Here is a 20,894-nt window from a genome sequence, read left to right on the forward strand (position 1 = left end):
GGGTTAGCCCTTGTTTTTATTCAGCAGGTTCGCCAGCCAGGTGACGAGCAGCACCACGGCGAAATAGGAGATGACCAGTGCGCTGGTAAAGTGCCCGCTGCCGTTGCGCATATTGAACAGATAGACCTGCAGCGTTTCATACTGGCTGCCTACCAGCAGGTTGGCGAACACGAACTCGCCGATCAGGAACGAAAACGACAGCAGCACGGCGATCGTTCCGCCCTTGCGCAGGTTCGGCAGCACCACCCACAGCGCCGCCTGCCAGGTGCTGGCGCCGAGCAGGTGCGCGGCGTCCATCAGATCGCGCAGGTTGATCGCCTGCATGTTGTTGCTGATGGCGCGGTAGATAAACGGCAGCGCGATGGTGAAATAGCAGCCCACCAAAATCCAGGGGGTGCCGAGCAGCGGCAGCGGATCGGCGGCGAACAGCTGCATCAGCCCCACCGCCGACACCACCGGCGGCACGGCGAACGGCAGCAGGATCAGCACGTTCATCACCGCGTCCAGCTTGGGGAAGTAGTAAGCGATCACAAACATCGCCGGCAGGATCACCACCACTGACAGCAGCAACGTGCCAAAGCAGATTAGCAGCGAGTGCCACAGCGCTAGCAAAAAGCGCGAATCGCTCCACAGCGCCGTCAGCCACTTCAGGGTAAAGCCGTCCGGCAAAATGGTGGCGCCCCACTGGGTGGCCAGCGCGTAAACCAGCGTCGCCGCCAGCGGCAGCAGCAGAATCAACAGCAGCAGGCCGGTCACCGTGCGGTGGTACAGGCGTTCAACACGCGACATGAGCATTCTCCATCCGATTATGAGCGCGCATTGAGGTAACTCCTGCGCAGCATCCATTGGTGGATCACCGTGATAAACGCCATCATTACCACCAGCAGCATCGCCAGCGCGCTGGCCAGGTTCGGATCGAGGGAGATGTCCCCCGCCACCAGCGCCGAGATGCGGATCGGGATCACGTTGAAGTTGCCGGTGGTCAGCGCGTACACCGTGGCGTAGGCGCCCAGCGCGTTGGCCAGCAGGATGACGAAGGTGCCCATCAGCGCCGGCGCCAACACCGGCAGGCCGATATGCCGCCAGTAGCGCCAGGGGCCGGCGCCGAGCAGCGCCGCCGACTCGCGCCAATCGGCGCGCAGCGCATCGAACGCCGGATACAGCAGCAGCACCCCGAGCGGGATCTGGAAGTAGGTATACAACACGATCAGGCCGCTCTTGGAATAGAGGTTGAAGCTCTCCATCAAACCGTATTTGCGCAGCAGCAGCGTCAGGCAGCCGTTCAACCCCAACAGAATGACGAAGGCGAACGCCAGCGGCACCCCGGCGAAGTTGCTGGTCATGTTGGTGAACGACATCACGAAGTCATGAAAGCGGGTCTGGCCGAGCTGGCGAAGTGAGTAACTGCCCACTAATGCAATCAGCAAGCCGTAGACGCTCGACCACAGCGAGATCTCCAGCGAGAACTGAAAGGCCTGCAGGTAGAACGGCGACGTGAGGATATCGACATAGTTGCCCCATCCCCAGCCGCTGCTCTCGCTGAAAAAGCTGTGAACCGCGATCCACACCAGCGGGGCGATCTGAAACGCGCCGAACAGCACGATAAACGGCAGCAGGCACAGCGCGGCGATCCATTTGGTTTTGCTGTTCATCGCGCATCCTGCGCCAGCAGCGCCCGGCAGCGCGGCTTGTCGTGCGGCGCCTGCAACAGATCGCAGATCGTGCCGCACAGCTCGGTTTGCTGCGGATCGGCGTCGTCCAGGCTGAAGCCCGCGCCGAACACGAACAGCGGCACCTGGCGCTCTTCCGGCAACACCCCGCCGTGGCTGCGATCGTCGTTCATGCCGTGGTCGGCGGTAACCAGCACCTGATAACCGGCCGCCAGCCACTCGGGCAGGTAGCGCGACAGCGAGCCGTCGGCGCGGCGCGCCGCGTTGCGGTACTGCGGCGAAGAGAGGCCGAAGCGGTGCCCGGCGTCGTCGATGTTCATCGGGTGGATCAGCAGAAAATCCGGCTGATGACGCTGGCGCAGACTTTCGGCGTCGTCGAACAGATGGCTGTCGGGATAGCCGTCGTCGTAATAAAAATGCCCGTGCTGGATCGGCAGCTCGGGGGCGTCGGTATGGCGGTCGCGCGCGGCGTCGAACGGCGTACGGTTATACAATTCGCTGAACCAATGATACGCGGCGGCGGCGGTGGTCAGCCCGGCGGCGCGCGCGTAATGAAACACGCTTTGTTGATGAGAAAGGCGCGAGACGTGGTTGTGCACCACGCCGCTCTCCACCGGCGTGACGCCGGTGAGGATGCATTCATACAGCGGCCGGGAGAGCGAGGGCAACTCGCTCTCCAGCAGGTACAACCGCCCGCGTCCCGCCGCACATTCGGCCTGCAGATACCCCATGGCGTCGTGCGCCACCCGGTAGTTGAGGCCGTCCAGCAGCACGAGGATCGTTTTCATGGTGCGTTAACTCACTGCTGCATAAACATAATGACGTTTTCCTGCCACAGGCGCGGCAGCGCTTTGGCGCTCTGTTCCCAGGCCGCCGGATCGGCGATCGGGTGCGCATTCTTGTACTGCTCGGCCGGCAGCAGCTTGGCCTTGACGTCGTCCGGCAGCGTCAGATGCTCGGCGCGGATCGGACGCGCATAGCCGCGCGCCAGGTTGATCTGGCCGGCGTCGGAGAAGATGTATTCGCGCGCCAGCTTGGCGGCGTTCGGGTGCTTGGCGTATTTGTTAATGATGGTGGTGTAGCCGGAGGTGATCGAGCCGTCCGACGGGATCAGCACTTCAAAACGGGTTTTGTCGATCTGATCGCGGTAGTTCAGGCCGTTGAAGTCCCACACCACGCCAACCTGCACTTCCCCTTTCTCCAGCGATGCGATCACCGGGTTACTCAGGCTCAGGCGACCGGCCTTGGCCAGCTTGCCGAAGAATTCCAGGCCCGGCTTGAGGTTTTTCTCGTTGCCGCCCATGGCGTAGGTGGCCGCCAGCACGCCGCTGGCCGCCTGCGACGCGGTGCCGACGTCGCCGATGGTGACCTGATAGCTGCCCTTGAGCAGATCGGCCCAGCTGCGCGGGATGTCTTTCACCTGCTGCTTGTTGATGATGAAGGCGATGGTGCCGGTGTAAGCCAGCGCCCAGTGGCCGTCTTTGTCTTTCGCCCACTCCGGCACCTGATCCCAGGTAGACGGTTTGTAGGGCTGCGTTACGCCCTTCTGCACCGCCACCGGGCCAAAGGCCGCGCCGACGTCACCGATGTCCGCCGTGGCGTTGTTCTTTTCCGCATCGAATTTGGCGATCTCCTGCGCGGAGCTCATGTCGGTATCGACATGTTTCAGGCCGTACTTGCTCAACAGATCTTGCCAGGTGCCTTTCCAGTTGGCCCAGCTGTCCGGCATGCCGACGCTGTTGACTTCGCCTTCTTTCTTCGCGGCCTGCTCCAGCGCCGCCAGATCGGTATCCGCGGCCCAGCTCATCTGGCTGGATAACACGATGGCACTGGTTAACACAGAAGCGCACAAACGTTTCATAACTGATGCTCCAGGTGGTAGTGTGGGGATGGCTGGACTAGTCCAGCAAGGACCAAACCAATCTAACGGACGAATGTGATAATTATATGTCAGCTTAAAAAAGCGACAGTTTTATCCCCCATTGCAACGGCGAAAACGCGACGCTGGTCTACCTTAAGGAAGGCCAAACGCACTGAAACGGGACACCCGCTGTATGAGTGAAGCACCGACGACCGTCGCCACCATCTGCCAAACGCTGAGCGCCCGCATCACCGCCGGCGAGTTCGCCGCGGGCGGCAAGCTGCCCTCCGAACGCGCCCTGAGCGAGCAATTCGCCACCACCCGCATTACCTTGCAGGAGGCGCTCGGCCAGTTGGAGGCGCAGGGCGTCATCTACCGCCAGGTGCGGCGCGGCTGGTTCATCTCGCCGCCACGTTTGATCTACAACCCGCTGCAGCGCAGCCATTTTCACGCTATGGCGCAGCAGCAGGGCCGCGCCGCGCATACCGAAGCGATCGATAGCGCGGTCGTCACGCTCGACGCGCCGCTGGCTGGCCGCCTGGCGCTGCCTCCCGGCGCGCAGGCCTATCGCATTCGCCGGCTGCGCTACATCGACGGACGCGCGGTGCTGTACTGCGAGCACTACCTCAATCCGGCCTATTTCCCCGGCATTCTGGACGAAGATCTGACCCAGTCGCTGACCGCGCTGTACGCCGCGCGCTACGGCATTCACTACGGCCGGGTGCGTTTCGACATGCTGCCCACCCTGCTGCCGCAGCAGGCCGCCGCCATGCTGAAGGTGACCTACGGCAGCCCGGCGCTGTTCATTACGCGGGTGAATCGCGATCAGCACGACAGGGTGATCGATTGTGACCTGGAGTATTGGCGGTACGACGCGCTGCACATCGATGTGGAAGCGCTGTAAATGACAAGGGCGCATCGCTGCGCCCTTAAAGAGGAAAGTCAGTCGGCGTCGTAGCCGAGGTTTGGCGCCAGCCAGCGCTCGACCTCGCTCACGCTCATCCCTTTACGCGCCGCGTAGTCTTCCACCTGATCGCGCTGGATCTGCGCCACCGCGAAGTACTTGCTCTCGGGGTGACTGAAGTACCAGCCGGATACCGCCGCCCCCGGCCACATGGCGAAGGACTCCGTCAGTTCCATACCGGTGTGGCGGTTGACGTCCAACAGCTGCCAGATGGTCGCTTTTTCGGTGTGCTCCGGGCAGGCCGGGTAGCCCGGCGCCGGCCGGATGCCCTGATAGTTTTCCCGGATCAGCTCCTCGTTGCTCAGGCTCTCGTCGGCGGCATAGCCCCAGTGCAGCTTGCGCACCTGTTCGTGCAGGTATTCGGCAAAAGCCTCCGCCAAACGATCCGCCAGCGCCTTGACCATGATTTTGTTGTAATCGTCGTGCTGCGCGTCGTACGCCGCCGCCAGCGCGTCTTCCTCCAGCCCGCCGGTCACCGCGAAGGCGCCGAAGTAGTCGGCTTTGCCGCTGCTTTTCGGCGCCACAAAGTCCGCCAGGCAGTAGTTCGGGAAGTCGGTTTTTTCCGTCTGTTGCCGCAAGTGGCGGCTCACCGCCAGCACCTCGTCACGCCGTTCGTCGCGGTATACCTCCACGTCGTCGCCGACGCGGTTGGCCGGGAACAGGCCGTAAACGCCGCGCGGGTTGAGGCTACGCTCGGCGGCCAACCGATCCAGCATCTGATTGGCGTCATGGAACAGGCGCTTGGCCTCTTCCCCCACCACCTCATCCTCGAGGATGCGCGGGTATTTGCCCGCCAGCGACCAGGTCATGAAGAACGGCGTCCAGTCGATATAGTGGCGCAGCGTCTCGATGCCGGCCGACACCGGAAACACGCCAAGCTGCCGCGGCGCCGGCGGCTGATAGTCGGCCCAGTTCAGCGCCATGGCGTTGGCGCGCGCCTTGTGCAAATCGACCGGCGGCGTGCGCGGCTTTTTGCGCGCGTGTTGAATGCGCACCGTTTCATACTCTTTGCGGGTGCGCGCCACAAACTCGTCGCGCTGGGTGGCGGACAGCAGCGCCGACACCACGCCCACGGTGCGCGAGGCGTTTTGCACGTAGGTGGTCGGGCCGCTGTAGTTCTGCTCGATTTTCACCGCGGTGTGCGCCTTGGAGGTGGTGGCGCCGCCGATCAGCAGCGGCAGCGTAAAGCCCTGGCGCTCCATCTCTTTGGCCACGTTGACCATCTCGTCCAGCGACGGCGTGATCAGCCCCGACAGGCCGATGATGTCGACATTCTCCTCGCGCGCGGTGCGCAGGATTTTCTCCGTCGGCACCATCACGCCAAGATCGACGATTTCATAGTTGTTGCACTGCAGCACCACGCCGACGATGTTCTTGCCGATGTCGTGCACGTCGCCTTTCACCGTCGCCAACAGGATTTTCCCCGCGGAGGTGCCCTGCTGCTTGCTGGCCTCGATGTACGGTTCCAGGTAGGCCACCGCCTGCTTCATCACGCGGGCGGATTTCACCACCTGCGGCAGGAACATCTTGCCCTCGCCGAACAGATCGCCGACCACGTTCATCCCGGCCATCAGCGGCCCTTCGATCACTTCGATCGGGCGTTCGGCCTGCTGCCGCGCTTCTTCGGTGTCCAGTTCGATAAACTCGGTGATGCCCTTCACCAGCGAGTATTCCAGCCGCTTCTCCACCGGCCAGCCGCGCCATTCCGCCTGCTGCACCGCCGCTTCGCCGTCTTTGCTGCCGCGGTACTTTTCCGCCAGTTCCAGCAGGCGTTCGGTGCCGTCCTCGCGACGGTTGAGGATCACGTCTTCTACCGCCTCGCGCAGCTCGCCAGGCAGATCGTCATAAATCGCCAGCTGCCCGGCATTGACGATGCCCATGTCCATGCCGTTGCGAATGGCGTGATACAGAAACACCGCATGGATTGCTTCACGCACCGGATCGTTGCCGCGGAACGAGAACGACACGTTGGACACCCCGCCAGAGATCATCGCGTGCGGCAGGTGGGTTTTGATGTCGGCGCAGGCTTCGATAAAGTCGACGGCGTAGTTGTTGTGCTCATCGATGCCGGTGGCGACGGCGAAGATGTTCGGGTCGAAAATGATGTCTTCCGGCGGGAAGCCAACGCGTTCGGTCAGAATGTTATAGGCGCGGCGACAGATCTCGAACTTGCGCTCGCGGGTGTCCGCCTGGCCCACTTCGTCGAACGCCATCACCACCACCGCGGCGCCGTAGCGGCGCACCAGTTTGGCGTGGTGGATAAAGGCCTCTTCACCCTCCTTCATCGAGATCGAGTTGACGATGCCCTTGCCCTGAATGCACTTCAGGCCTTTCTCGATAACGGACCACTTGGAGGAGTCGATCATGATCGGCACCCGGGCGATATCCGGCTCGCCGGCGATCAGGTTGAGGAAACGCACCATCGCCGCTTCGGCGTCGAGCATCCCCTCGTCCATATTGATATCGATGATCTGCGCGCCGCTCTCGACCTGCTGACGCGCCACGTCGAGCGCCTCGTTGTATTTCTCTTCTTTGATCAGGCGCTTGAATCGCGCCGAGCCGGTGACGTTGGTGCGCTCGCCGACGTTGACGAACAGGGTGTTGCCGTCGATGGTCAACGGCTCCAGACCGGCCAGGCGGCAGGCGACCGGGATATCCGGCAGCCGGCGCGGCGGCACGCCCTCGACCGCCTTGGTCATCGCGGCGATATGTTCCGGCGTGGTGCCGCAGCAGCCGCCGATAATATTGAGGAAGCCGGCCTGCGCCCACTCCCCGACCTGGCGCGCCATCTCGGCCGCATCCAGATCGTACTCGCCGAAGGCGTTCGGCAAACCGGCGTTCGGGTGTGCGGTGACGTAGGTCTCCGAGATGCGCGCCAGCTCGGCGACGTACTGACGCAGCTCATCCGGCCCCAGGGCGCAGTTCAGGCCGAAGGTCAGCGGCTTGACGTGGCGCAGCGAATTGTAAAACGCTTCGGTGGTCTGGCCGGACAGGGTGCGGCCGGAGGCGTCGGTGATGGTGCCGGAAATCATGATCGGCAGTTCCACCCCCAGCGCTTCGAATTCGGTTTCCACCGCAAAAGCGGCGGCCTTGGCGTTCAGGGTGTCGAAGATGGTTTCGATCATGATCAGATCGACGCCGCCTTCCACCAGCGCGCGGGTCGATTCACGGTAAGCCGCCACCAGTTCATCGAACGAGATGTTGCGGAACGCCGGATCGTTGACGTTCGGCGAGATGGACGCGGTGCGGTTGGTCGGCCCCAACACCCCGGCGACATAGCGCGGTTTTTCCGGCGTGCGCGCCGTCCATTCGTCGGCGCAGGCGCGCGCCAGGCAGGCGGCCTGATAGTTAATCTCGGCGGACAGCGACTCCATATGGTAGTCGGCCATGGCGATGGAGGTGGAGTTGAAGGTATTGGTCTCAAGGATATCGGCGCCCGCCTCGAGATAGGCGTAATGAATGGCGGTGATCACTTCCGGCTTGGTCAGCACCAGCAGATCGTTGTTGCCTTTCAGATCGCTGCGCCAGTCGGCGAAACGCTCACCGCGGAAATCGCGCTCATCCAGACGGTAGCTCTGGATCATGGTGCCCATGCCGCCGTCCAACACCAAAATGCGCTGCGCTAACTGGCGGCGCAGTTGTTCTACTCGATTCGTCACTGTAACCCCTTCCATTGCCATCCAGCCCATTGCTCAACTGCCGCAAAAACCAACGAGTCATCCTAGCACAGCTTGTAAGGACAAAGGGCCAGGCGACAATTGAGAGTTTTTCAGGTTGTGCGCCAACACCTCCGATGAGCTGACGGCGGCTTGCAATTCATCGACAAAAAACGAAAATGAATTCCATCATACGGAAAAAGGAATCTCACCCATGGCCACCCCTGCTCCCGCCAAGCGCGGCAAGAAGCCCCGCGCAGCAGCCCCCGCCGCCAGTGCGGCGACCGGTCAGGTACAATCGTTGACCCGTGGCCTGAAACTGTTGGAATACATTTCGGAAGCCCAGGGCAACGTGGCGCTGACCGATCTGGCCCAGCAGGCCGGCCTGCCGAACTCCACCACTCACCGCCTGCTCACCACCATGCAGCAGCAGGGATTCGTGCGCCAGGTCGGCGATCTCGGCCTCTGGACCATCGGCTCGCACGCCTTTGTGGTCGGCAGCAGCTTCCTGCAAAGCCGCAACTTGCTGGCGATGGTGCATCCGACGCTGCGCCGCCTGATGGAGGAATCCGGCGAAACCGTCAACCTGGCGGTGCTGGATACCAGCGAGTACCAGGCGATCATCATCGATCAGGTGCAGTGCACGGCGCTGATGCGCATGTCGGCGCCGATCGGCGGCAAACTGCCGATGCACGCCTCCGGTGCCGGCAAAGCGTTCCTCGCCACCCTGCCGGACGATCAGGTGACCAAACTGCTGCACAAGAAAGGCATGCACACCTACACGCCGCATACCCTGACGCCGCACAACCTGAAAGAGGGGCTGGCGCAGATCCGCAAACAGGGCTTCTCCTTTGACGACGAAGAGCACGCGCTCGGCCTGCGCTGCGTGGCGGCCTGCATCTTCGACGAGCACCGCGAAGCCTTCGCCGCCATTTCCATCTCAGGCCCGGTGTCGCGCATCACCGACGATCGTGTGATCGAGCTGGGCGCGCTGGTGATCCACGCGGCGAAAGAGATCAGCCTGGCCTACGGCGGCGTGCGCTAATCCTGCTCATCCGAGGGGCGCCCCAGTGCGCCCCTGCTCCCCTGCCATGCTCTGTTGTCAGCATGTAACAGGCTGTCGGCATCCTGTTTAGCGCACAGGAAAAAAGCTTGAAGCCGATCACAGTTAACGATCCTCACGGCGAAAGCCCATTGCAACCGCTCAAACTTCCTTCGACAATGTTACCGATAACATGTTACCGGTAACAATCAAGCTGAACGAAGGTAACGTCACCCGGTGTTTTGGAGCCAAGCCATGACCAACAATCAAAATCGCATTTACGTCGTTATGGGCGTTTCCGGCAGCGGCAAGTCCGCCGTCGCCGCCGCCGCGGCCCGCCAACTCTCTGCCGGCTTCCTCGACGGCGACTTCCTGCACCCGCGCAGCAACATCCTGAAGATGGCCGCCGGCGAAGCGTTGAACGACGACGATCGCGCGCCGTGGCTGGCCGCGCTCAACGACGCCGCCTTCGCCATGCAGCGCACCAACAACGTGTCGATCATCGTCTGTTCGGCGTTGAAAAAGCAGTATCGCGACCGCCTGCGCGCCGGCAACGGCAACCTGTCATTCATCTATCTGCACGGCGAGTTCCCGGTGATCGAATCCCGCCTGGCGGCGCGCAACGGCCACTTCTTCAAGCCGCAGATGCTGGTCACCCAGTTCGCCGCGCTGGAGCAACCGGGCGCCGACGAGAACGACGTGATGGCGATCGACATCAATCAGCCGCTGGACGCGGTGATCGCCGATACCGTGCGCCATATCCAGAGCTTCCTGCCGCAGGACGTGTGCGCGTGAGTACCGTAACGCTGGTCGGTACCGCAGTCGGCTCGGTTTTACTGCTGTTATTCCTGGTGATGAAGGCGCGCATGCACGCCTTCGTCGCGCTGATGCTGGTGTCCATCGCCGCCGGCATTTTCTCCGGCATGCCGCTGGAACACATCGCCGACACCATGCAAAAAGGCATGGGCGACACGTTGGGCTTCCTGGCGATCGTGGTGGCGCTCGGGGCGATGTTCGGCAAGATCCTGCATGAGGTCGGCGCACTCGACCAAATTGCGGCGCAATTGCTGAAACGATTCGGACAAAGCAAGGCGCACTACGCGCTCGGCATCGCCGGGCTGATCTGCGCGCTGCCGCTGTTCTTCGACGTGGCGGTGGTGCTGCTGATCGGCATCGTGTTCGCCGTGGCACGCCGCACCGACGGCAATATCGTCAAGCTGGCCATCCCGCTGTTCGCCGGCGTGGCCGCCGCCGCCTCCTTCCTGCTGCCGGGGCCGGTGCCGATGCTGCTGGCGTCGCAGATGAAGGCCGATTTCGGCTGGATGATCGCCATCGGCCTGGTGGCGGCGGTGATCGGCATGCTGATCGCCGGCCCGCTGTACGGCAGCTTTATCAGCCGTTTCGTCAACTGGCCAATGCCGCCGGAAGAGAATGAGCCGACGCTGGCCAAGGGCAATCTGCCGTCGTTCGGCTTCAGCCTGGCGCTGGTGCTGTGCCCGCTGGTGCTGGTCGGCATGAAAACCATCGGCGCGCGGCTGGTCACCCCCGGCTCGCAGCTGCAGCAGTGGCTGGAGTTTATCGGCCACCCGTTCACCGCCATCCTGCTGGCCTGCCTGATCGTGATTTACGGTCTGGCGAAGCCGCGCGGCATGAGCAACGAACAGACCCTGGCCATCTGTTCCGCTGCGGTGCAGCCGGCCGGGATCATCCTGCTGATGACCGGCGCCGGCGGGGTGTTCAAGCAGATCCTGGTGGATTCCGGCGTAGGGCCGGCGTTGGGTGACGCCATGATCGGCGCCGGCCTGCCGATCGCCGTGGCCGCCTTCGCGCTGTCCGCCATGGTGCGGGTGATTCAGGGCTCGGCCACCGTCGCCTGCCTGACCACCGTCGGTCTGGTGCTGCCGGTCACCAGTCAGCTCGGTCTGAACGGCGGGCAACTGGCCGCGCTGGCCATCTGCATCGCCGGCGGCTCCATCGTGCTGAGCCACGTCAACGACGCCGGCTTCTGGCTGTTCGGCAAATTCACCGGCGCCAACGAACTGCAAACGCTGAAAACCTGGACGGTGATGGAAACCCTTCTGGGCAGCGTCGGCGGCGCCATCGGCATGATTGCATTCACGATGTTTTAAATCCTAAATCGCCCCCGGCCTTGCACACCAGGGCTGCAAATCACCCCCGGGGGCACCGCCACAGGCGGCGACTATAACAACAGCAATGTGAGGAAGGCATGATTAATCCAACCTTGTCCCGTGTCACACAGCGCATCATCGACCGTTCCCAGGCCAGCCGCGCCGCCTATCTGGCGCGTATCGAGGCGGCCCGCTCCCAAACCGTCCACCGCGCGCAGCTCGCCTGCGGCAACCTGGCCCACGGCTTCGCCGCCTGTCAGCCCGATGACAAGGCGTCGCTGAAAAACATGGTGCGCAGCGATATCGCCATCATCACCGCTTACAATGACATGCTGTCGGCCCACCAGCCGTACGAACACTACCCGCAGCGGCTGAAGCAGGCGCTGAAGGCGGTCGGCGCCGTGGGCCAGGTGGCCGGCGGCGTGCCGGCGATGTGCGACGGGGTGACGCAGGGGCAGGACGGCATGGAGCTGTCGCTGATGAGCCGCGACGTGATCGCCATGTCGGCCGCCGTCGGCCTGTCGCACAATATGTTCGACGGCGCGCTGTTCCTCGGCATCTGCGACAAGATCGTGCCGGGGCTGGTGATGGCCGCCCTCTCCTTCGGCCACCTGCCCGCGCTGTTCGTGCCGGCCGGCCCGATGAGCAGCGGCCTGCCGAACAAGGAAAAAGTGCGCGTGCGCCAGCTGTACGCCGAGGGCAAGGCCGACCGTTTGGCGCTGCTGGAGGCCGAGGCGGCCTCTTATCACGGCATCGGCACCTGCACCTTCTACGGCACCGCCAACACCAACCAGATGGTGATGGAAGTGATGGGTCTGCATCTGCCGGGCGCCTCCTTCGTCCATCCGGACACGCCGCTGCGCGACGCGCTGAACGATGCCGCCGCGCGCCAGGTGACCCGACTGACCGATACCGCCGGCAACTACCTGCCGATCGGCCGCCTGGTGGACGAGAAAGTGGTGGTGAACGGCATCGTCTCGCTGCTGGCCACCGGCGGCTCCACCAACCTGACCATGCATCTGGTGGCGATGGCGCGGGCGGCGGGCATCATCATCACCTGGGACGATTTCTCGGAGCTGTCGGAGGCGGTGCCGCTGCTGTGCCGCATCTACCCGAACGGCCCGGCCGACATCAACCAATTCCAGGCCGCCGGCGGCGTGCCGCTGGTGGTGCGCGAGCTGCTGCAACACGGCCTGCTGCACGAAGACGTGCACACCGTGGCCGGTTTCGGCCTGCGCCGCTACACCCAGGAACCGTGGCTGGACAACGGCCAATTGATATGGCGCGAAGGCGTGGCCGGCTCGCTCGACGCCAGCGTGATCGCCAGCGTGGCCCAGCCGTTCGAACATCATGGCGGCACCAAAGTGATGGCCGGCAATCTGGGCCGCGCAGTGATGAAAACCTCGGCGGTGCCCGCCGATAACCAGATCATCGAAGCGCCGGCGGTGGTGTTCGACAGCCAGCACGATATCGTGCCGGCGTTCGAAGCCGGCAAGCTGGATCGCGATTGCGTGGTGGTGGTGCGCTTCCAGGGGCCGCAGGCCAACGGCATGCCGGAGCTGCACAAGCTGATGCCGCCGCTGGGCGTGTTGATGGATCGCGGCTTCAAAGTGGCGCTGGTGACCGACGGCCGCCTGTCCGGCGCCTCCGGCAAGGTGCCTTCCGCCATTCACGTCACCCCGGAAGCCTATACCGGCGGCCTGCTGGCGAAAGTGCGCGACGGCGATCCGATCCGCGTCAACGGCCGCAGCGGCGAGCTGCAGGTGCTGGTCGACGCTGACGAGTTGGCGCGGCGCACGCCTTGCCAACCCGATCTGAGCGCCGAACACATCGGCTGCGGCCGCGAGCTGTTCGGCGCGCTGCGCAGCCAGCTGTCAGGCGCCGAGCAGGGCGCCTGCTGCATCAAATTTTAATCGATAGCCTGGCCGCATCGCCGCCTGGCGGCGGCCACAGAGGAGAACGTCAGCATGAACAAGTGGACAACAAGCGCCGAGCAGATCCTGACGGCGGGGCCGGTGGTGCCGGTCATCGTGATCAACAAGCTGGAACATGCGGTGCCGCTGGCGAAAGCGCTGGTCGCCGGCGGCGTGCGGGTGCTGGAGGTGACGCTGCGCACCGCCTGCGCCATGGACGCCATTCGCGCCATCGCCCAAGAGGTGCCGGAAGCGATCATCGGCGCCGGTACGGTGATCAATCCGCAGCAGCTGCGGGAAGTGACCGAGGCCGGCGCGCAGTTCGCCATCAGCCCGGGGCTGACCGACGAGCTGCTCAAAGCCGCCACCGCCGGTTCCATTCCCCTTATACCGGGCATCAGCACCGTTTCCGAGCTGATGCAGGGCATGGATTACGGCCTGCGCGAATTTAAATTCTTCCCGGCGGAAGCCAACGGCGGCGTAAAAGCGCTGCAGGCGATCGGCGGCCCATTCCCGCAGGTGCGTTTCTGCCCGACCGGCGGCATCTCGCCGGACAATTACCGCAGCTATCTGGCGCTGAAAAGCGTGCTGTGCATCGGCGGCTCCTGGCTGGTGCCGGCGGACGCGCTCGAAAGCGGCGACTACGCGCGCATTACCGAACTGGCGCGCGCCGCCGTCGCGGGCGTCCAGGCCTGATTTACATCGCAGCGGTGGCGGCCGGCAGCGCCGCCCCGCTGCGCTGGCTGAACCGCTGCTTCTTGCGATAAGCGAACACGTCTTCCACATGCCCCTCGCGGATGCGCTGCTGCAACCCGCGCCAATACTCCGCGGTAAACAGATCGCTGTGCAACTCTTCAAACACCTGCCGAATGCGCCGATCGCCGCACAGGAAGTGGCGGAACTCTTCCGGGAACACATCGTTGGGCGCGATGCTGTACCACGGCTCGCTGGCCAGCTCGTCCTCCGGATAACGCGGCGGCGGAATGTCGCGGAAGTTGACCTCGGTCATGTAGCAAATCTCGTCGTAGTCGTAGAACACCACACGCCCGTGGCGCGTCACGCCGAAGTTCTTGAACAGCATATCGCCGGGGAAAATATTGGCGGCGGCCAACTGCTTGATCGCGTTGCCATACTCTTCAATCGCATCGCGCATTTGCTGGTCGTTGGCCTGCTCCAGATACAGGTTCAGCGGCGTCATGCGCCGTTCCATATACAGATGTTTGATCACGATGCGATCGCCGAGATCTTCCAGTTTGCCCGGCACTTCGCGCCGCAGCTCCGCCAACAGCTCCGGGCTAAGGCGCGCCTTGTCGACGACGAAATTCTCGTACTCCTGGGTATCCGCCATGCGACCGACGCGATCGTGCTCTTTCACCAGCTGATAGCAAGCCATCACCTGCGCCTGCGTCACCTCTTTTTGCGGGGCGAATTCGTCTTTGATCACTTTAAACACCCGATCGAAGGACGGCAGAGTGAACACCAGCATCACCATGCCCTTCACCCCCGGCGCGATGATAAATTGCTCCTGCGACTGCGCCATAAAGGTCAGGTATTCGCGATAGCATTCGGTTTTACCGTGCTTCTGGCAGCCGATCGCCATGTACAGCTCGGCGGTGGTTTTGCCCGGCAGGATCTCGCGCAGCCACTCCACCATCGCCGCCGGCAGCGGCGCGTAGACCATGAAATAAGAGCGGGCGAAGCCGAAGACGATGCTGGCCTCGGCCTTGCCGGTCAGGCAGGCATCGATAAACAGCGCGCCCGACTCGCTGTGGTGGATCGGGAGCAAGAACGGATAAACACCGTCGGCCAGGCGCAGCTTGCCGACCAGCCAGGCGGCCTTGTTGCGATAGAACAGTTCGTTGGCTATCTGGAAGGTTGCGCCCGCCAGCTGCGGTGCGCTGAAGACGCGTTGCAGCGCCTGAGTGATGTCGCGAATATCGCGCGCCAAGTCCTCCCACGGCAACCGCAGCGGCAGATCGCTCAGCACGCTGCGCAGCATCGCCGGCAGATCGCCATTGGGGGTGAAATCGCGTGCCAGCGGACGCGGTATGTCGCGAAAGCGCCGTTCCGGCTGCGAACTGAAGACGAACAGCTTGTCCGGCGTCAGATCGCGGTGCTTGAACAGCCGGCAATAGACCGAGTTAAAGAAGCTTTCGGCGATCTCGAAACGCGGATAGTCCGGCAGCAGGTCGATATAAACCGCTTTAACCCGGCTGGGGAAGTCGGCGTCGAAGTATTTCTGCCCGGTGATGCATTTGAGCTGCTCCACCACCAGGCCGACGTGATGGTCATACAGATGGATGCGCTTTTTCATCGCCTGCTGCACCGCCGGCCAGTCCGCCTGCTCGAAGCGCTGCTGCGCGCCGGCGGTCACTTCCAGAAAGCGGCCGTACTGCGCATCGAAGCCCTGCAGGATCGTCTGTGCGATCAACAACTCCAGTTTTGCCGCCATCCTTACCCCCGCCAGAAAAAGAAGCCTGCGCATGCAGGCTTCGGGTGAAACGTCTTCAAGCTTGCCGCATCAGAACTGCTGTTCTTCCGTCGAACCGGTCAGCGCGGTGACCGAAGAGGCGCCGCCCTGAATGACGGTGGTGACCTTGTCGAAGTAGCCGGTGCCCACCTCCTGCTGGTGCGACGCGAAGGTGTAACCGCGATCCACCGCGGCGAACTCCGCCTGCTGCACCTTCTCGACGTAGTGTTTCATCCCCTCGCCCTGTGCATAGGCGTGCGCCAGGTCGAACATGTTGAACCACATGCTGTGGATGCCCGCCAGCGTGATGAACTGATACTTGTAGCCCATGTCCGACAGCGCCTGCTGGAAGCGAGCGATGGTCTGATCGTCGAGGTTCTTCTTCCAGTTGAACGATGGCGAGCAGTTGTAGGCCAACAGCTTGCCTGGGTATTTGGCGTGGATGGCATCGGCGAAGCGCTGAGCGGCATCCAGATCCGGCGTTGAGGTTTCGCACCACACCATATCCGCGTAAGGGGCATAGGCCAGGCCGCGGCTGATCGCCTGCTCGACGCCGGCATGGGTGCGGAAGAAGCCTTCCGCCGTGCGCTCGCCGGTGATGAAGGCGCTGTCATACGGATCGCAATCGGAGGTCAGCAGGTCGGCCGCATCGGCGTCGGTGCGGGCGATCACCAGCGTCGGCACGCCGAGCACGTCGGCCGCCAGGCGTGCGGCGACCAGCTTCTGGATCGCTTCTTGCGTCGGCACCAGCACTTTGCCGCCCATATGGCCGCACTTCTTCACCGCCGCCAGCTGATCTTCAAAGTGCACCCCGGCGGCGCCGGCGGTGATCATCGCTTTCATCAGCTCGAAGGCGTTCAGCACACCGCCGAAGCCGGCTTCCGCATCGGCGACGATCGGCAGGAAGTAATCGGTGTAGCCTTTGCTGCCCGGCTCAATTCGGTTCGCCCATTGGATCTGATCGGCGCGGCGGAAGGTGTTGTTGATGCGCTCGACGACCTTCGGCACGGAGTCCACCGGATACAGCGACTGGTCAGGGTACATGGCCGCCGCGCTGTTGGCATCCGCCGCCACCTGCCAGCCGGACAGGTAGATAGCCTCGACGCCGGCTTTGGCCTGCTGCAGCGCCTGGCCGCCGGTCAGCGCGCCCAGGCAGTTCACGTAGCCTTTGCGCGCCTTGCCGTTCAACAATGCCCACAGTTTGGCGGCGCCGTTTTGCGCCAGGGTGCATTCCGGGTTGACCGAACCGCGCAGGTTGATCACGTCTTCGGCGCTATAGGGGCGGGTAATGCCTTCCCAACGGGCCGATTTCCATTCCTGTTCCAGCTGCTGGATCTGTTGAGAGCGGGAGGTAGACATAATTTTTATCCTTTCAGTCATGTAGGGTTGATTGGGAAAATTCAGGCCAGCAGCGCATAGCCGGGCAGCGTCAGGAAATCGATTAATTCATCTTGCGTGGTGATGCGCTCCATCAGGCGCGCCGCCTCTTCGAACCGGCCGGCGTTAAAGCGTGCTTCCCCTACTTCTTCACGCACCACCAACATCTCTTCTTGCAGCATCTGGCGGAACAGCGCCTTGGTGACCGGGCGCCCGTCGTTCAGGCTCTTCTCGTGGTGGATCCACTGCCAGATAGACGTACGGGAGATCTCCGCCGTCGCCGCATCCTCCATCAAACCGTAAATCGGCACGCAGCCGTTGCCGGAGATCCAGGCTTCAATGTACTGCACCGCCACGCGGATATTGGCGCGCATCCCTGCTTCGGTGCGCTCACCGTCGCACGGTGCCAGCAGCTGTGCGGCGCTGATCGGCGCGTCTTGCTCACGCAGCACCTCCAGCTGATTTTGGCGATCGCCCAATGCTTTGCCGAACACCTCCATCACCGTATCCGCCAGCCCCGGGTGTGCCACCCAGGTGCCGTCGTGGCCGTTGCTGGCCTCCAGCTCTTTGTCCGCCCGCACCTTGTTCAGCACCCAGGCGTTTTTCTCGGCGTCTTTGCTCGGGATAAACGCCGCCATGCCGCCCATGGCGAACGCGCCGCGCTTATGACAGGTTTTGATCAGCAGGCGCGAATAGGCGCTGAGGAAAGGTTTCTCCATGGTCACCGACTGACGATCCGGCAGCACGCGATCGCCGTGATTCTTCAGCGTTTTGATGTAGCTGAAGATGTAATCCCAGCGGCCGCAGTTCAGACCGACGATGTGGTCGCGCAGGTGGTAGAGGATCTCGTCCATCTGGAACACCGCCGGCAGGGTTTCGATCAGCACGGTCGCTTTGATGGTGCCGCGCGGCAGATCGAAACGATCCTCGGTAAAGCTGAAGACATCGCTCCACCAGGCCGCCTCTTCCCAGGACTGGGTTTTCGGCAGGTAGAAATACGGGCCGCTGCCCTTGGCCAGCAGTTGGCGATAGTTGTGGTAGAAGTACAGCGCGAAATCGAACAGGCCGCCGGGAATGGCCTCATCACGCCACAGCACGTGCTTCTCCGGCAGATGCAGACCGCGTACGCGAGCGATCAATACCGCCGGGTTCGGTTTCAGCTGGTAGATTTTGCCGGCTTCATTGGTGTAGGAAATGGTGCCGTTAACCGCATCATGCAGGTTGATTTGGCCGTCGATGACTTTGTCCCAGCTTGGCGCCAGCGAATCTTCGAAGTCGGCCATAAACACTTTTACGTTGGCGTTCAGCGCATTGATCACCATCTTGCGCTCGACCGGCCCGGTGATCTCGACCCTGCGGTCACGCAGGTCTTGCGGAATGCCGCGGATTTGCCAGTCACCTTCACGAATGGAAGCGGTTTCCGAAATAAATCCCGGCAATTCACCGCGATCGATATTTTGTTGCCAGCGGACACGCGCCGCCAGCAGCTCGTTGCGCCGCGGCGTGAATTTCCCCACCAGGTCCGCCAGGAATTCAACCGCTTCATCCGTTAACACCTGGCGCTCCGCTGCGGCGAAACCCTGCGTAAACCTTAATTCCGTGCCTGCTATCTGTTGCGTCATGACCTTGCTCCTTCCCATCGTTGCGCCCGCGCGACCGGCGCATTTTCATCAGAAATCACTGTGGATCAGGGCGGATGAAACGATCCTCAACTGGTCAGATCTCATCCCGATAGAGTTAAGAATACTCAACAAAAAATAAAAATCAAAAACCATTTCCATTTTATTATTAAATATTTTATTAACACTTTATTATCAATTGGTTAGACAAAATAACAACAATGACGGGTAAGGAAACTGGTTCCAATAATTTAATAAAGACGTGCTAACGCCTTGTCGGGAAATGGTTTTTTGGATAAAAGGACGGATAAAAAGAGGATCGTGCAGAGGATCAACGGCGCGGCGGCCTCGATTCAGCCGCCGGCAGACAGAAAAGATCAGTCGAGCGTGGGATTCATATGGCGCAGATCGTAAGGTGTGATCTGGTAGACGTAATAGTTGAGCCAGTTGGAAAACAGGAGGTGGCCATGGCTGCGCCAGGTGGCTTTCGGTGTCAGTGCGGGGTTGTCATCGGGGAAATAGTTGAGCGGTACGGCAGGATCGAGGCCAGCTTCGTTGTCGCGACAATACTCTCCCGCCAGCGTCATTGTATCGTATTCCGGATGGCCGGTGACGAACGCCAGGCGCTTATCCCTGCTGGCGAACAGGTAGGCGCCGGCCTGCTCGGATTCGGCCAGGATGTCCAGGTCGGTATATTGGCGAATCACCTCGGTCGGGAAATCGGCATAGCGTGAATGCGGCGCCAGGAAGCTTTCGTCGAAGCCGCGCGTCAGCAACGCATGCTGCTGCAGCGTTTGGTGCGGATAAACCCCGGAGAGTTTCACCTCGCGCGTCATCTTGGGAATGCCGTACAGAATATTCAACGCCGCCTGTACCGCCCAGCACACGAACAGCGTGGAGGTAACGTGGTTCTTAGCCCAGTCGATCACACGCTCGATCTGCGGCCAGTAGGCAACATCGCAGAAATCGACCAGCCCCAGCGGCGCGCCGGTGACGATCAGGCCATCGAAGTTCTCGTTCTGAATATCCTCGAAGTCGCAGTAGAAGTTGTTCAGATGCTCGGCCGGCGTGTTCTTCGATTCGCGGCTGTCGATGCGCAGCAGCTGGATATCAATCTGCAGCGGCGAGTTGGACAGCAGGCGCAAAAACTGGTTTTCCGTTTCGATCTTCTTTGGCATCAGGTTGAGGATCAGCACTTTCAGCGGCCTGATTTCCTGTGTTTTTGCCCGCGAGGATGTCATCACGAAGACATTCTCACCGCGCAAGAAATTGACCGCAGGTAACTCATCAGGAACACGAATCGGCATTGCTTAACCCTCACACATCCATTTATACGTTTAGACTTCTAGATGCCCGAAGATAGCGTTTTTTTCCGTCGATGTCGAGCGTTCAGCGGAAAGGTGAAAATGTTTCATTGCCGATCTGCGTCAGGATCTTGGCAGGGAGGATGAGAGGCACGGAAAGCAAAAAGGCCATCCTTTCGGATGGCCTCTTGGCTTATTTGATGCTTGGCAGTGTCCTACTCTCGCATGGGGAGACCCCACACTACCATCGGCGCTACGGCGTTTCACTTCTGAGTTCGGCATGGGGTCAGGTGGGACCACCGCGCTATTGCCGCCAAGCAAATTCTTTTTTCTGCCGAACTTCTAAACCCACTTTAAATAAAGTGGTGCTGATACCCAGAGTCGAACTGGGGACCTCACCCTTACCAAGGGTGCGCTCTACCAACTGAGCCATATCAGCACGCTTAATTTGATGCCTGGCAGTGTCCTACTCTCGCATGGGGAGACCCCACACTACCATCGGCGCTACGGCGTTTCACTTCTGAGTTCGGCATGGGGTCAGGTGGGACCACCGCGCTATTGCCGCCAGGCAAATTCTGTTTCATTCCAACCGCCTCACTTCCATGAAGCCATCAGAACCAATCTTGGAACGTCGCTGAAAATCTCTCTAAAAACACCTTCGGTGTTGTAAGGTTAAGCCTCACGGATCATTAGTACTGGTTAGCTCAATGCATCGCTGCACTTACACACCCAGCCTATCAACGTCTTAGTCTTAAACGTTCCTTCAGGGGCCTTAAAGGCCCAGGGAAGACTCATCTTGAGGCAAGTTTCGCGCTTAGATGCTTTCAGCGCTTATCTTTTCCGCACTTAGCTACCGGGCAATGCCATTGGCATGACAACCCGAACACCA

Annotated in this window: 15 protein-coding genes, 1 tRNA gene and 3 rRNA genes; 6 read left to right on the top strand and 13 right to left on the bottom strand. The window is 61.8% G+C overall.

The genetic code is table 11. The features are described from left to right. Positions 1-3 precede the first annotated feature (3 nt). The 4 genes from ACJ8J1_RS18625 to ACJ8J1_RS18640 are packed head-to-tail and all read right to left on the bottom strand — an operon-like array spanning position 4 to position 3,531. On the bottom strand, positions 4-789 hold the full coding sequence (locus ACJ8J1_RS18625; protein ID WP_033644383.1) for an ABC transporter permease: 786 nt from the start codon (positions 787-789) through the stop codon (positions 4-6). A 17-nt stretch (positions 790-806) separates the two neighbouring features. Further along, positions 807-1,652 (bottom strand): ABC transporter permease, encoded by an 846-nt coding sequence (locus tag ACJ8J1_RS18630; RefSeq protein ID WP_016930298.1) that lies wholly within the window; start codon positions 1,650-1,652, stop codon positions 807-809. Beyond that, positions 1,649-2,458, bottom strand: coding sequence for an alkaline phosphatase family protein (locus ACJ8J1_RS18635; protein WP_016930299.1), 810 nt, complete (start codon positions 2,456-2,458; stop codon positions 1,649-1,651). The genes ACJ8J1_RS18630 and ACJ8J1_RS18635 overlap by 4 nt, the downstream gene beginning before the upstream one ends. 11 nt (positions 2,459-2,469) lie before the next feature. Then, positions 2,470-3,531 (bottom strand): ABC transporter substrate-binding protein, encoded by a 1,062-nt coding sequence (locus ACJ8J1_RS18640; protein ID WP_033644381.1) that lies wholly within the window; start codon positions 3,529-3,531, stop codon positions 2,470-2,472. A gap of 193 nt (positions 3,532-3,724) precedes the next feature. Here ACJ8J1_RS18640 and ACJ8J1_RS18645 point away from each other — a divergent pair, with 193 nt between their 5' ends. Next, a complete protein-coding gene (locus ACJ8J1_RS18645; protein WP_015379250.1) occupies positions 3,725-4,435 on the top strand; it encodes a UTRA domain-containing protein in 711 nt (236 codons plus the stop codon). A gap of 38 nt (positions 4,436-4,473) precedes the next feature. Here the strand turns inward: ACJ8J1_RS18645 and metH are convergent, their stop codons facing one another. Continuing rightward, positions 4,474-8,169, bottom strand: coding sequence for a methionine synthase (gene metH, locus ACJ8J1_RS18650; protein ID WP_103681887.1), 3,696 nt, complete (start codon positions 8,167-8,169; stop codon positions 4,474-4,476). A 196-nt stretch (positions 8,170-8,365) separates the two neighbouring features. Between metH and iclR the strand changes: the two genes are divergently transcribed. The 5 genes from iclR to ACJ8J1_RS18675 all read left to right on the top strand — a co-directional run bounded on the left by iclR (position 8,366) and on the right by ACJ8J1_RS18675 (position 13,931). After that, the gene (gene iclR / locus ACJ8J1_RS18655; protein ID WP_004936648.1) at positions 8,366-9,196 is read left to right on the top strand and encodes a glyoxylate bypass operon transcriptional repressor IclR; all 831 of its coding nucleotides are present in this window, start codon (positions 8,366-8,368) and stop codon (positions 9,194-9,196) included. A gap of 252 nt (positions 9,197-9,448) precedes the next feature. Then, entirely contained in the window at positions 9,449-9,988 is a 540-nt protein-coding gene (gntK, locus tag ACJ8J1_RS18660; RefSeq protein WP_004936645.1) for a gluconokinase, read from the top strand. Further along, positions 9,985-11,322: a gluconate transporter gene (gene gntU / locus ACJ8J1_RS18665; RefSeq protein ID WP_033644903.1), complete on the top strand. Its 1,338-nt coding sequence runs from the start codon at positions 9,985-9,987 to the stop codon at positions 11,320-11,322. The genes gntK and gntU overlap by 4 nt, the downstream gene beginning before the upstream one ends. Positions 11,323-11,420: 98 nt before the next feature. Then, entirely contained in the window at positions 11,421-13,235 is a 1,815-nt protein-coding gene (edd, locus tag ACJ8J1_RS18670) for a phosphogluconate dehydratase (protein ID WP_033644379.1), read from the top strand. 54 nt (positions 13,236-13,289) lie between these two features. Further along, the gene (locus tag ACJ8J1_RS18675; protein ID WP_033644378.1) at positions 13,290-13,931 is read left to right on the top strand and encodes a bifunctional 4-hydroxy-2-oxoglutarate aldolase/2-dehydro-3-deoxy-phosphogluconate aldolase; all 642 of its coding nucleotides are present in this window, start codon (positions 13,290-13,292) and stop codon (positions 13,929-13,931) included. A gap of 1 nt (position 13,932) precedes the next feature. Here the strand turns inward: ACJ8J1_RS18675 and aceK are convergent, their stop codons facing one another. From aceK to ACJ8J1_RS18715, 8 genes are all read right to left on the bottom strand, one after another. Further along, the gene (gene aceK / locus ACJ8J1_RS18680; RefSeq protein ID WP_033644377.1) at positions 13,933-15,687 is read right to left on the bottom strand and encodes a bifunctional isocitrate dehydrogenase kinase/phosphatase; all 1,755 of its coding nucleotides are present in this window, start codon (positions 15,685-15,687) and stop codon (positions 13,933-13,935) included. A gap of 69 nt (positions 15,688-15,756) precedes the next feature. Further along, positions 15,757-17,064 (bottom strand): isocitrate lyase, encoded by a 1,308-nt coding sequence (aceA, locus tag ACJ8J1_RS18685; RefSeq protein WP_033644376.1) that lies wholly within the window; start codon positions 17,062-17,064, stop codon positions 15,757-15,759. A 41-nt stretch (positions 17,065-17,105) separates the two neighbouring features. Further along, positions 17,106-18,704 carry a malate synthase A gene (aceB, locus tag ACJ8J1_RS18690; protein WP_033644375.1) on the bottom strand — a complete coding sequence of 533 codons (1,599 nt, stop codon included), beginning with the start codon at positions 18,702-18,704 and terminating at the stop codon, positions 17,106-17,108. A gap of 374 nt (positions 18,705-19,078) precedes the next feature. Continuing rightward, a complete protein-coding gene (gene metA / locus ACJ8J1_RS18695) occupies positions 19,079-20,008 on the bottom strand; it encodes a homoserine O-acetyltransferase MetA (protein WP_033644374.1) in 930 nt (309 codons plus the stop codon). Positions 20,009-20,207: 199 nt separating this feature from the next. After that, positions 20,208-20,323, bottom strand: a 5S ribosomal RNA gene (rrf, locus tag ACJ8J1_RS18700). Positions 20,324-20,368: 45 nt separating this feature from the next. After that, positions 20,369-20,444, bottom strand: a tRNA-Thr gene (locus ACJ8J1_RS18705). 14 nt (positions 20,445-20,458) lie between these two features. Continuing rightward, positions 20,459-20,574 (bottom strand): 5S ribosomal RNA (gene rrf, locus ACJ8J1_RS18710). A gap of 99 nt (positions 20,575-20,673) precedes the next feature. Continuing rightward, positions 20,674-20,894: ribosomal RNA gene (locus ACJ8J1_RS18715) — 23S ribosomal RNA — on the bottom strand; the annotation flags it as partial.

The sequence above is a fragment of the Serratia sp. CY37869 genome (assembly GCF_052168895.1).
Lineage (GTDB): Bacteria > Pseudomonadota > Gammaproteobacteria > Enterobacterales > Enterobacteriaceae > Serratia > Serratia ureilytica.